Source organism: Nocardia sp. CA-120079 (genome assembly GCF_050955745.1).
GTDB lineage: Bacteria > Actinomycetota > Actinomycetes > Mycobacteriales > Mycobacteriaceae > Nocardia.
This window is the reverse complement of sequence record NZ_CP192088.1, coordinates 8,792,201-8,805,948: the sequence shown is the minus strand read 5'-3', so window position 1 is coordinate 8,805,948 and position 13,748 is coordinate 8,792,201. Positions and strand designations below refer to the sequence as shown.

Below are 13,748 nucleotides of genomic sequence, written 5' to 3'. Positions count from 1 at the left end.
AGCAAGCGCTGGGAGGGGAGCACTTTTTAGGGATTACAGGGTAGGTGAGCTCCTTCATGTTTCGGGTGGTTGGACAACGTCGGCATGAGGAAGCGGTGAGCAGGTGACGCGCCAGGCTCGGGTGCGGCCGGCTCGGACACGGACACAGCGGACGCGCGTCATCACCCTGCCGCAGCTGATGGCGGCCGCCGTCGAGGCGAATCCCGGCGGCCTCGCCGTCGTATTCGCCGATGCCGCCGCCACCTCCGGCGGGTTGAGCTACGCCGAGCTGGATGAGCGTTCGACCCGGCTGGCCCGGCTGCTCATCGATCGTGGCGTCGGACCGGAGGATCTGGTCGCGGTGGCCGTGCCGCGGTCGGTGGATTCGGTGCTCGCGGTCTGGGCGGTAGCCAAGACCGGCGCCGGATTCGTGCCGGTGGACCCGCATTATCCGGCGGATCGGATCGCGCACATGCTGACCGACTCCGGTGTGAGCTTCGGCCTGACCGTCGCCGCGGTCCGCCGCGGCCTGCCCGGCCGTGTTGTTTCGAGCGACCTGCAAGCAGTCGCAAGCGGTGCCGAATGGCTGATGCTCGACGACCCGATCACCGCCCAACAGCTGCAGCGGTATCCGGTGGACCGGGTGACCAATCAGGATCGGGTGCGACCACTGCACGGCGCGCATCCGGCCTACGTCATCTACACCTCGGGCTCGACCGGCGTCCCCAAGGGCGTGGTGGTCACCCATCAGGGACTATCCGGCTTCTGCGATGAACAGCGGACCCGATACCGGGTGACGAGCGCGGCCCGGACACTGCATTTCGCCTCGCCGTCCTTCGACGCGTCGGTGCTGGAACTGCTGTTGGCATTGGGCGGCGCGGCAACCATGGTGGTCGTATCGCCGACTGTTTACGGTGGCGCGGAACTGGCCGCGGTGCTGCGGCGTGAGCGGGTGACCCACGCCTTCGTGACACCTGCGGCCCTGGCCTCGGTGGAGCCCGCCGGACTCGACGAACTGCGGGTCGTGGTGACCGGTGGTGAGGCCTGCCCGCCGCAGTTGGTGCGGCGCTGGGTATTACCGATCGCGGGCGGGCTGCTGCGCGAATTCTTCGATGCCTACGGTCCGACCGAGGCCACCATCGCCACCAATATCACCGCGCCGATGGTGCCGTGGGAGCCGGTGACCCTGGGCTCGCCGATCCACGGCATCGCCGCCTATGTGCTCAATGATCGGCTGGTGCCGGTGCCGAACCGGGTGGTCGGCGAACTGTATGTCGCCGGTGCGCAACTCGCGCGCGGTTACCTGGGCCAACAATCGCTCACCGCCGCCCGATTCGTGGCCAATCCGTTCGAACCGGGCACCCGGCTCTACCGCACCGGCGATCTGGTGCGCTGGACCGCGACCGGCGAACTGGAGTACCTCGGCCGCAACGACTCCCAGGTCAAGATCCGCGGCTTCCGCATCGAACTCACCGAAATCGACGCGGTACTTGGCTCATACGACCATGTGGATTTCGCGGTGACCGTCGGGCACGAACTCGACAGCGGTACCACCGTCCTGGCCTCCTATGTGCACCCCATCGACGGGCTGACCGTCGATATGGCGGAGCTGAAGGCCCTGGTAGAGCGGAAATTGCCGGCGCATATGGTGCCCGCGTGCATCACGGTGCTCGACAAGGTGCCGCTGACGCCGATGGGCAAACTGGACCGCAAGGCGCTGCCCGCACCGGTATTCGAGGCCAAGGTGTTCCGCGCACCTTCCACACCGGTCGAGGAGATCGTCGCGGGCACCTTCGGTGATGTGCTCGGTGTCGCGCGCGTCGGCCTGGACGACGACTTCTTCGAGCTAGGCGGCAATTCACTGCTGGCCACCCAGGTGACCGCACGGCTGGATGCCGCGCTGGATACGCAGTTGGCGGTCCGCGATCTGTTCCACGCGTCTACGGTCGCCGCCTTCACCGCCGTGGTCGAACGCACCGCCGGATCCGGCCGGAGTCGGCCGCGGCTGGTCGCGGGGGAACGGCCCGAACTGATTCCGCTGTCGCTGGCGCAGCAGCGGTACTGGTTCCTCAACCAGTTCGATACCGAAACCTCGGCGGTGGACAATATTCCGCTCGCCGTGCGGCTCACGGGTGAGCTCGATGCGGCGGCGCTCGGGCTGGCCATCGGCGATGTGCTGTCCCGGCACGAGGTGCTGCGAACCACCTATCCGAGCATCGGCGGGCGGCCGCATCAGGTCATCCATCCGGTGCCGGACACGCGGTTCGCCATGGTGCCGGTCGATGTGGCCGAGGACGAACTGGTACGTCGGCTCATCGATTTCGCGGTGCTGACCTTCGATGTGACCGTCGAGGTTCCGGTCGCGGTCGAGCTTTTCCGCCTGGCGCCGCGCGAGCATGTGATCGCGCTGACCGTGCACCATGTCGCGGCCGACGGCGCATCGATGGGACCGCTCGCCCGCGATCTCATGGTCGCCTATGCCGCGCGGGTGCAGGGGCAGGCGCCGCTGTGGCAGCCGCTGCCGGTGCAGTACGCCGACTACGCGCTGTGGGAGCGCGAGGCACTCGGTGACGAGGACGATCCGGAATCGCCGGCCGCACAGCAGATCGCCTACTGGCGACGGACCTTGGCGCAGTTGCCGGACCAGTTGGAACTGCCGACCGATCGTCCGCGCCCGCCTGCCCAATCGTTCCAGGGCAGGTTGGTGCGGTTCGAGATCTCGGCGGATCGGCACGCGGAACTGCATGCGCTGGCGCGGGCCAATCACGCCTCGCTGTTCATGGTCGTGCATGCGGCGCTCGCAGTGCTGCTGGCCCGGTTGTCGGGCACCGACGACATCGCGGTCGGTACGCCCATCGCGGGTCGTGGCGAGCGCGAACTCGATGATCTGATCGGCATGTTCGTCAACACTTTGGTGTTCCGGACGCGGGTGCGTCCCGGTGACAGCTTCGCCGCCCTGCTCGCCGACGTGCGCGAGCGCGATCTCGAGGCCTTCGCCAATGCCGATGTGCCCTTCGAGCGAATCGTCGAGGCGCTGAATCCGGTTCGCTCGATCGCCCGCAATCCGCTGTTCCAGGTGGGTCTTTCCTTCCAGAACCTGGCCGAGACCACCTTGGAGCTGCCCGGACTCTCGGTCGCCACGGTCGATTTCGATCTGCAGCTGGCCAAGACGGATCTGCACATCTCGCTGGCCGACCGCTACACCGACGACGGCGCGCCCGCCGGGATCGTGGCGAACTTCGGCTATGCCACCGACCTATTCGACGAGTCGACGGTGCAAGGCTTCGCCGACCGATTCGTCCGGGTGCTCGACGCCGTGCTCAACGATGTGTCGGTGCGGGTCGGCGAGATCGATCTGCTCGCCGTTGACGAGAGTTCGCGGATTCTGGCGGGTTGGAACGACACCGCGCATCCGATCGATGCGACCGCGACGCTGGTGTCGCTGTTGGATGCGACGGTGGCCGCCGCGCCGGATGCGGTGGCGGTGGTATCCGATCAGCCGGGGCGCAAGCTCAGCTATGCGGAGCTCGACGCCCGGGTGAACCGGTTGGCGCGGTACCTGATCGAGCGCGGTGTGCGCCCGGAGGACCGGGTGGCATTGGGCATCCGCCGGTCCATCGATCTGATCGTCGCCATGTACGCGGTGGCGAAATCCGGTGCGGCGTATGTGCCCATCGATCCTGATCAACCCGTCGAACGCGTCGAGCACATCCTGCAAACCGCACAACCGGTCTGCCTGCTGAGCTCCGTGCAAGACGGCTTCCACACCGACGCCGTCGATTCCGTGACGATCGATGAGCTCGACCTGTCGCGCTACTCGGACGCTCCGCTCGCGGCGCACGAACGCCGTGGCGCACTGCTGCCAGGCAATACCGCGTACGTGATCTACACGTCGGGTTCGACCGGGCAGCCGAAGGGCGTCGCGGTTCCGCACGGCGCGATCGTCAACCAGTTGCTCTGGGAGACGGCCGAATTCGGCCTCGGAGCCGATGATGTGCTGTTGCTCAAGACGGTCGCCACCTTCGACCTGTCGGTCTGGGAGTTCTGGACGGCGGCGATATGCGGTGGCACGGTGGTCGTCGCCGCGCCGGATGGTCATCGGGATCCGGCCTATCTGAACGAATTGATGGCGCGCGAGTCGGTGACGACCCTGCATGTGGTGCCGTCGATGCTGGACGCGCTGTCGATGGGTCAGCTGTCCCGATCGCTGCGCCGGGTGCTGGCCATCGGTGAGACGCTACCGGCCGCCACCGCGCAGCGATTCCGCCAGGGCTACGGCGCGGACCTGTTCAACCTGTACGGCCCCACCGAAGCCGCGGTCTCGATCACCAACCATCGGGTGACCGACGCCGACGCGGTTTCGGTGCCGATCGGTGGGCCGGAGTGGAACAGCCGTGTCTACGTACTGGATTCGCGCCTGCGGCCGGTGCCGGTGGGCGTATCCGGCGAGTTGTACCTGGCCGGTGCACAATTGGCACGTGGCTACTTCGGGCGGACCGACCTCACCGCGGAACGGTTCGTGGCCAACCCATTCGAATCCGGTGCTCGCATGTACCGCACCGGCGACCTGGTGTCCTGGAACGAGCACGGTGAGCTGGAATACCACGGCCGCACCGACTTCCAGGTGAAGATCCGCGGCTTCCGGATCGAACTCGGCGAGATCGAGATGGCACTGCTCGCCCGGCGCGAGATCGCGCAGGCCGCGGTGCTCGTCAAATCCGATGCGCGGATCGGTGATTGGCTGGTGGCCTATGTCGTGCCTGCCGACGAGGCGATGCCGGTCGTGGTCGCCGAACTGAAGGCCGCGCTGGCCGCGGTGCTGCCGTCGTACATGATGCCCAATGCGTTCGTCACGCTGACGGCCTTGCCGCGCAATGCGAATGGCAAGCTCGATCGCGCCGCGCTACCCGAACCGGAGTTCGAGGCCCAGGTCTTCCGCGCGCCTGCGACGCCGGTCGAGGAGATCGTGGCAGGTGTCTTCGGCGATGTGCTCGGCGTGCAGCGCGTCGGACGCGATGACGATTTCTTTGCCATGGGCGGTAACTCGCTGCTTGCCACACAGGTGGCGGCCCGGGTGGGCGACGCGCTGGATACCAAGGTGCTGGTGCGCTCGATCTTCGAGACGCCGACTGTGGCCGGACTCGCCGCCAAGGTCGAAACCCATGCCGGTTCCGGTCGGCGACAGCCGCTGCTGGCCGGACTGCGGCCGGAGCAGATCCCGCTGTCGCTGGCGCAGTTGCGGATGTGGTTCATCAACCAGTTCGATCCCAACTCGGCGGCCTACCACATTCCGGTGGCGATCCGGCTCTCCGGTGAACTCGATGTCGCCGCATTGGGTTCGGCGGTCGAGGACATGGTGGCGCGGCACGAGGTGCTGCGCACCTTCTACCCGCAGACCGCCGACGGTCCGGTGCAGGAGGTGCTCGCGCCCAACGAAGTGCCGATCGATCTGGTCCCGATTCCGATCGCGGAATCGGATGCGCTGCAGCAGGTGCAGCAGATCGTCGCGGCGGGCTTCGACGTCACCGTCGAGGTACCCTTCCGCGCCACCCTGTTCCGGCTCGATAGTGGTGATCACATCCTGGTGTTCGTCGCCCATCACATCGGCGCCGACGGGTGGTCGATGTCGCCGCTGGTCCGCGACGTCATGCTGGCCTACTCGGCCCGCAGCGCGGGTGAGCTGCCCTCGTGGTCACCGCTGCCGGTGCAGTATGCGGATTTCAGTGTCTGGCAACGCGATGTGCTCGGCTCCGAGGACGATCCGGAGAGCTTGATCTCGGCACAGGTCGCATATTGGCGGACGGCGCTGGCCGATCTGCCCGACGAACTGAACCTGCCCGCGGACCGGCCGCGCCCGGCGCTGCGGACCTTCGCGGGCGGTCGCACCGAATTCGAGATCGACCCGCTGGTGCACGCCGGGCTGATGCGCCTGGCCCGCCGGCACAACGCCACCATGTTCATGGTGGTGCACGCCGCGCTGTCGGTATTCCTGGCGCGCATATCCGGCACCGACGATATCGCCATCGGCACCCCGGTCGCCGGTCGCGGCGCGGCCGAGCTCGACGACATGATCGGCATGTTCGTCAATACGCTGGTGCTGCGGCTACCAGTGCCCGACGACCGTACCTTCGGTGATCTGCTCGCCCATGCCAAAGACACCGACCTGCAAGCCTTTTCGCATGCCGACCTGCCGTTCGAGCGGCTGGTCGAACTGCTGAACCCGCCGCGTTCCACGGCTCGGCACCCGCTGTTCCAAGTGTCGATGTCGTATCTGAACCTGCCGACCAGCACCTTCGAGCTCCCCGGATTACGTGCGGAGACCTTCGATTTCGCAGTCGACACCGCGAAATTCGATCTCTCGCTGACCATGTGGGCCCCCGGTACCGCCGAGGAGAGCCTACGCGGTGAGTTCAACTTCGCGCGAGACCTGTTCGACGACAAGACGGTCGAGATGTTCGCCGCCCGGTTCACCCGGCTGCTCACCGAGATCGTCGCGCGGCCGGATGCCCCGATCGGCGACCTGCGGCTGCTCGGCGCCGCCGAAGAGCAGGCGCTGACACCGGTGCGGCGCGGCGAGACACCCGCCGTCCGGCTGCTACCGGACCTGCTGACCAGCGCGGTCAGCGTCGATCCCGAACATGTCGCGGTGCGCACCGCCGGTCGCTCGATCTCCTACCGCGAACTGGACGAATACTCGTCGCGGCTGGCTCGGGTGCTGATCGATCGGGGTGTCGGCCCGGAGAGCCTTGTCGCCCTTGCCTTCCCGCGTTCGCTGGAGATGGTCGCGGCCTTCTGGGCCATCGCCAAGGCCGGTGGCGCGCACGTGCCGATCGACCCGACCTATCCGACGGACCGGATCCGGCACATGGTGACCGATTCCGGTGCCGTCCTCGGCATCACCACCTCCACCTACACCGAGCGGCTGCCCGAGGAGTCGACCGAAACCAGCTGGCTACAGCTCGACGATCCCGCGATCCACGCGGCCGTGGCCGGTAAGTCGCCATCGCCGATCACCGATGCCGAGCGGTTGCGCACGCTGCTGCCGCAGCATCCGGCGTACGTGATCTACACATCCGGGTCGACGGGCACACCCAAGGGCGTCACCGTCACCCAGGTCGGGGTCGGCGGTGCCGTGGACAACGCCACCGCCGTGTTCCAGCTCGGTCCGCAGCATCGGTTCCTACATCTGTGCTCGCCGAGCTTCGATCCGTCGATTCTGGAGTGGCTGTGCACCTTCCACAACGGCGCGACACTGGTCATCGTGCCGTCCACCATCCTCGGCGGACCGGAGCTGACCGCGCTGCTGCGCACCGAGCGGGTCACGCACGCGATCTTCACCCCCGCCGTGCTCGGCACCGTCGATCCGGCCGGTCTGGACGAATTCCGATTCCTGTGCTGCGGTGGCGATTCCAGTTCGCCCGAGTTGGTCGCCAAATGGCAGCCGGGACGGCATTTCATCAACGGCTACGGTCCGACCGAGGCCACGGTGGCCGCGTCCTGGAGCGAGATGATCGCCGGAGGGCGCATTACGATCGGCGGCCCGGTGCCGGGAACGCCGATGGTGGTGCTGGATTCGCGGCTGCGCCCGGTGCCGCCGGGTGCGGTCGGCGAGCTCTATCTCGGTGGCAACGCGCTGGCACGCGGCTATCACGACCGCCCGACGCTGACCGCGGGACGTTTCGTCGCCGACCCGTGGGGTCCGCCCGGTGCCCGGATGTACCGCACCGGTGATCTGGTGCGCTGGGTCGGCGAACCGGGGGAGTGGGAGCTCGAATACGTCGGTCGGACGGACTTCCAGCTCAAGATCCGCGGTCTGCGCATCGAACTCGGTGAGATCGATGCGGTGTTGGGTGGGCACGACGATGTCGAGTTCGCCGTCACGATCGGTCGGGAAAACCCGACGGGTGAAAAGATTCTCGTCGCCTACGTGCTTCCGGTGGTGGGGCGGACCATCGATACCGGCGCGCTCACCGAATACGCCGCGCGCAGTCTGCCTCGGCACATGGTCCCCTCGGCGGTGGTGGTCCTCGACCACGTGCCGCTGACCCCGGTCGGCAAGCTCGATCGCGCGGCGCTGCCCGCACCCGAACTCGCCCCGCGTCCCTATTTCGCGCCCGCGACCCCGCAGGAACAGGCCGTCGCCGACGTATACGCCGAGGTACTCGGCCTCGACCTGGTCGGCTCCGATGACGACTTCTTCGCACTCGGCGGCAGTTCGCTGGCCGCCATGCGCGCGGTGAACAAGCTGCGCGAGCTGACCGGCATCGCGGTCCAGGTGCAGTGGTTCTTCACCGATCCGACCGTCGCGGCGCTCACCCAGCGCATCATGGCCGCCGACGAAACCGAGGCCTACGAATACGGATTGAACGCCGAGGCCGCACTCGACGTGCTGCTGCCGATCCGCCACGGTACCGGCGAAGCGCTGTTCTGCATCCATCCGATGGCCGGATTGTCCTGGTGCTATACCGGTCTCGCGCAGTATCTGCCCGCCGAGCGCCCGATCTTCGGTGTGCAGTCGCCCGCGCTGTCCGAATCCGACTTCCGGCCGGATTCGCTGGATGCCATGGCTCGGCGCTATGTCGAGGAGATCCGCGCGGTGCAGCCAGAGGGGCCGTACCGGCTGCTCGGGTGGTCGCTAGGCGGTGCGCTGGCCCACGCGGTCGCCGTCGAATTGCAGTCCGCAGGTGCGCAAGTCGCACTGCTCGCCATGCTGGACAGCCGCACCGGCGGCAATATCGCCGACTTCTGGGCGGAACTGCGCTCGGCCTTCGCCGAACTCGGCATCGGCCCGGACATGCTGGGTGACAGCAATATCCGCAACCTCACCGAAGAGGCGCTCGCGGTGCTGTACGCCAATATCCCGCCGGAACTGGCACTGCTGACCCCGGAACGCCTGCGTCAGAGCTACCGTGGCGCGGTGCGCTCGGTGGAGCTCGGAATCAACCATCAGCACAAGGTTTTCCACGGCACACTCGATTTCTTCAGCGCCACCGGCCATACCGCCGAATCCCGGGCCTGGCGGCCGTATGTCGACGGCACGATCAACGAGCATCCGGTCGAGGCGACCCATGAGCTGATGACGTCACCGGCGGCCCTCGCCGAAATCGGACCCGTCCTGGCCGCCTTGCTCACCGAGCCCGAGCCCCCGGTCGAGAATGCCGCGGAGCCAATCGAAGCCGAGGGACCGGTCGAATACGCCGCCGCACCGGAGGGATACGAGTACGCGGCACCGCTCGCCGATCCGGCCGGATTCGACCACGACTACCCGACATCGGTCCTGGTCCCGGTGCAAACCGATGTGCCGGCACCGACCGAGGACCTGCCCCCGACGGTCGAGGCGCCGGTACTGGACCTCGACGACGACGAACCCGAGATTGCCGACGAACCCGAGATCGAGGTCCAACCCGAGCGTATCCCGTTCGCGGTCATCCACGACGACGATCCGATCGAGTACGCCGTCGCGCACCGCCGCGACGAACCCGACGACGCCCCCATCCCGCTGTCACTGACTCCGAATGCCGTGCGGCTCTTGGACTCCGGTGTCGAACTGCGCGTCGTCACCCTCGAGATCCCGCCCAACTACTCACCGGAAGCGGTGCAATTCGCCGTCGATACGGTGCTCGAACAGCATCCGATGCTGTGGGTCCGGCTGCACCGTGACGGTGCGGGCGCCGATCCCGTCTTCGAAATCCCGGCCGAGGCGCAGCGTGTCGACGAGGCCTTCCTCAGCCTGGAATACGGCATCGAACAGACCCCACCGCCGGTCGACGATGTAGTGCGTGCCGTCGCCACCGAACTCGATCCGGTCCATGGCCGCAATATCCGCTTCGTACTGGTCGGCGGCCGCGAGGTGCCATCGACCATGGTCATCGTCGCCAATGGCCTCGTCGTGGACGACACCTCCTGGCGCACCATCATCGACAAGCTGTCGCTGGCCTGGTCGCGTGGCAGGCACCGCTCGCCCGCCGTCCCCGAGGCCGGACTGTCCGGCCTGCTCCGGGTGCTGTCCGAGGGGGCGAGCGGCCCGGCAGCAATCGAGGAAGTGGCGTGGTGGCACCACACCTTGAGCGCGGTCCCCGCCGCCAAGGCCGGAGCCACGAACAAGAACCTGCGAGCGCGGCGCCGGGTCTCGCTGACCATCACCACCGAGGGCACCGCCGCTGTCGTCGCCGCGGCCGCGGCGCACGGTGTCGGCGTCGACGAAGTCCTGCTCACCGCGCTGGCGATCGCACAGATCACCTCAGCGGGTGAAACCGTCACCGAGGCCATGGGCCCGGTGGTCCGGCTACCTGCCGACAGCCGGTCGATGGCCGAGACCGATACCCTCGTCGGCGCCTTCACCACCGATTACCCGCTCCCGCTGCAACTGGATGGTGTGAACATCCAGGAGGCGCTCGTCGGTGGTCGCGCGGCGGGTATCGCGATCGAGCAGGTCAAAAGGCTCACCGGAGCCGTGCCGTCCTTTGGCGTCGGTTACGGCCTGCTGCGCTACCTCAATCCCGATACCGCCGCCGCCCTGACCGCACTCCCCGCCGGCCGGTGTGCGTTGCGTTACCGAGATCTGCGCCCGGCGCGCGTGCACACCGACGCACCGGCCGCTGATCTGCTGCTCGACATCACCGCCGACGCCACGGCCGAAGGCCTGCTCGTGCGCTTCGACTACGCGGCCGAGGTATTCGGTGGTGACGAGGTCAAGACTTTCGCCGAACACTGGATCCGGGCCCTCGGCGGGCTGGCCGAATACGGTCAGCGATATCCGGGGCGACCATGATCACATTCCGGCCGCTGAGGCATGATGGAGCAACATTGCGGTAACGATGTCCACTATCGTCACGACTAAATAGGCCGTATGGTCGGCCGCGGTGCATGCCCGCGGCCAGGGGAAGCCCTCCCGTAATCACGATACGAAGTGAAGGTGTGAAATTGATGCGTAGTCTGATCCGGCGTCGCGGCACACGTGCGGCGGCGGTGATCGCGGCAACCGCGGTATTCGCGGGAGTCATGTCCGGCTTCGGCGCATCTACCGCGACGGCTGATCCGATCATCGATTCGAAGACGCTGCTGGCGAACCCGGTCGCACCGGACGGCTCGAAGATCACCAAGGCCGAGTACAAGGACGACCGCAGCATCCGCCTGTATGTCTGGTCCGCGGCCATGGACCGGACCTTCCCGATCGATGTGCAGCGCCCCGCCGACGCCTCGGTGCCGCGTCCGGTGCTCTACCTGCTCAACGGTGCGGGCGGCGGTGAGGACAGTGCGTCCTGGGTGGCAAAGACCGATGCGCTGAAGTTCCTCGGCGACAAGAACGTCAATGTGGTCCAGCCCATCGGCGGCAAGTGGAGCTACTACACCGACTGGATCAAGGATGATCCGGTACTCGGCCGCAACAAGTGGAAGACCTTCTTCACCGAGGAACTGCCGCCGCTGATCGACGGCTCGCTCGGCACCAACGGAACCAATGCCATCGCGGGCCTGTCCACCTCGGGCACCACCGTGCTCTCGCTGCCGATCGCCAAGCCGGGCCTGTACAAGGCCGCCGCGGCCTACAGCGGCTGCGCCCAGACCAGTGACCCGGTCGGCTCGGAGTTCGTCAAGCTGACCGTCGAGACCTGGGGCGGCGGCAATGTCGACAACATGTGGGGCCCGGTCGGTGGGCCGGAGTGGGTTGCGAACGATCCTTACGTCAATGCCGAGGGTCTGCGCGGCACCGATCTCTACATCTCGACCGGCAGCGGTCTGCCCGGCCCGTACGACACCCTGGACGGTCCGTACACACTGCCCGGCCCGGGCGGTCTGGCCAACCAGATCCTGATCGGCGGTGTCATCGAGGCCGGCACCAATTACTGCACCCACAACATGCAGGCGAAGCTGGATTCGCTGGGCATCCCCGCCACCTACGACTTCCGCCCCAACGGCACCCACTCCTGGGGCTACTGGAACGACGAGCTGCACGCCTCCTGGCCTACCCTCGCGAAGGGCCTCGGCATCTGAGCTGATCCCCGCGACTTCCAGCCGACCGCCCCGATTGTGCGCTATCGCACAATCGGGGCGGTCTGTTTTTTATAGATAGAGCTAAACAAAAAGTTCGGGAAGCCGTAAAATTCTGTTCTATGAGTACAACCCTGGTCGAGTCGGCGCGGAACGCGACGACCCGGGCGAGATCCGTCAGTGTCTTGCTCGGTCCGGCCTTCGTAGCGGCCATCGCCTATGTCGATCCCGGCAATGTGGCGTCGAATATCAGCGCGGGCGCCCAGTTCGGCTACCTACTCGTGTGGGTCATCGTGATGGCCAATGTGATGGCCGGGCTGGTGCAGTTCCTGTCGGCGAAGCTGGGGTTGGTCACCGGTATGTCGCTACCGGAGGCGGTGCGGCACAAGTCGAGTCGTCCGGTGCGCCTTGCCTATTGGGTGCAGGCGGAGACCGTCGCGATGGCCACCGACCTGGCCGAGGTGGTCGGCGGCGCGATCGCACTGAAGCTGCTGTTCGATCTGCCGCTGCTGGTCGGCGGCGTGATCACCGGTGTGGTCTCGATGGCGCTGCTACTGGTGCAGAACCATCGCGGGCAGAAGCCGTTCGAGCGGGTCATCACCGGTCTGCTCGCCGTCGTCGCCATCGGCTTCCTGGCCAGCGTGGTGATTTCGCCGCCGTCGGCCTCCGGCACCGTCGGTGGTCTGCTGCCGCGGTTCCAGGGCACGGAGAGCGTGCTGCTCGCGGCGGCCATGATCGGCGCGACCGTCATGCCGCACGCGGTGTACCTGCATTCCGGGCTGGCCCGGGACCGCCACGGTCAGCCCGAGGTCGGTCCGCTGCGGACCCGGCTGCTGCGGGTCACCCGATACGACGTCGGACTCGCCATGGTGCTCGCGGGCACGGTCAATCTGGCCATGCTGCTGATGGCCGCGAACACCCTGCGCGGCCGCGAGAATGTCGACACCCTCGAGGGTGCGCACGCCGCCGTCGGCGATGCGCTCGGCCCGGTCGCCGCGCTGCTGCTCGCGATCGGCCTGCTGGCCTCCGGTCTGGCATCGACGTCGGTCGGCGCGTACGCCGGGGCGATGATCATGGAAGGGTTGCTGCGCCGCAAGATTCCACTTCTGGTCCGGCGGCTGGTCACCCTGATTCCGGCCATCATCATTCTCGCGGTCGGCATCGATCCCACTCGCGCACTGATCATTTCGCAGGTGGTGCTGTCGTTCGGCATCCCGTTCGCCCTGATCCCGCTGGTCCGCTTCACCAGCGACCGCATCCTGATGGGCACCGACGTCAACCACCGGGTGACCACCGGCCTGGCCTGGCTGGTCGCCATCATCATCAGCCTGCTGAACGTGGCACTGATTTACTTGACCGTCACGGGCAACTAGGCGAACAGCATGCGCTGCGCATAGCCCGTATCGAAATACTCACGGGCCTCGGCGATCTTGCCGTTCTCGACCCGGAAGACGATCGCCACATTGTTGACGTACGGATCGCCGGCCTTGGTGGTCGCGCGGGTAGTCCATTCGGCGACCGCCTGCGCGCCGTCGGCCAGCACGGTCCGCACCTCCTGGCCGATCGGCTGTGACGCATCCATCCGCTCGATCATCTGCGCGACGAATTGCCCGAAGATCTCCTGCGGTCCGGTCCAGGTGCGCGCGGTCGGCAGGTCACCGAACAGCGTCCAGGTCGAATCCGGGGTGAAAAAGCCTGCGGCGCGTTCGGCGTCACCGGATCCGAGTGCCTCGATATAGGCAAGGATGGTGGCGCGGGTCTGCTCGGTGGTCGACATGATC

4 protein-coding genes are annotated in these 13,748 nt (G+C 67.1%); 3 read left to right on the top strand and 1 reads right to left on the bottom strand.

Going from position 1 to position 13,748, the window contains the following annotated elements; all coding sequences use genetic code 11:
* Positions 1–103 precede the first annotated feature (103 nt).
* The 3 genes from ACQPYR_RS39930 (at position 104) to ACQPYR_RS39920 (ending at position 13,340) form a co-directional block, all read left to right on the top strand.
* On the top strand, positions 104–10,750 hold the full coding sequence (locus tag ACQPYR_RS39930; protein ID WP_433624775.1) for an amino acid adenylation domain-containing protein: 10,647 nt from the start codon (positions 104–106) through the stop codon (positions 10,748–10,750).
* A 230-nt stretch (positions 10,751–10,980) separates the two neighbouring features.
* Positions 10,981–11,970 carry an alpha/beta hydrolase gene (locus ACQPYR_RS39925; protein WP_433635370.1) on the top strand — a complete coding sequence of 330 codons (990 nt, stop codon included), beginning with the start codon at positions 10,981–10,983 and terminating at the stop codon, positions 11,968–11,970.
* Positions 11,971–12,089: 119 nt separating this feature from the next.
* On the top strand, positions 12,090–13,340 hold the full coding sequence (locus ACQPYR_RS39920) for an Nramp family divalent metal transporter (RefSeq protein ID WP_433624773.1): 1,251 nt from the start codon (positions 12,090–12,092) through the stop codon (positions 13,338–13,340).
* Here the strand turns inward: ACQPYR_RS39920 and ACQPYR_RS39915 are convergent.
* Positions 13,337–13,744 (bottom strand): nuclear transport factor 2 family protein, encoded by a 408-nt coding sequence (locus ACQPYR_RS39915; RefSeq protein ID WP_433624771.1) that lies wholly within the window; start codon positions 13,742–13,744, stop codon positions 13,337–13,339. The two genes, ACQPYR_RS39920 and ACQPYR_RS39915, sit on opposite strands and share 4 nt — an antisense overlap.
* Positions 13,745–13,748: the final 4 nt, after the last annotated feature.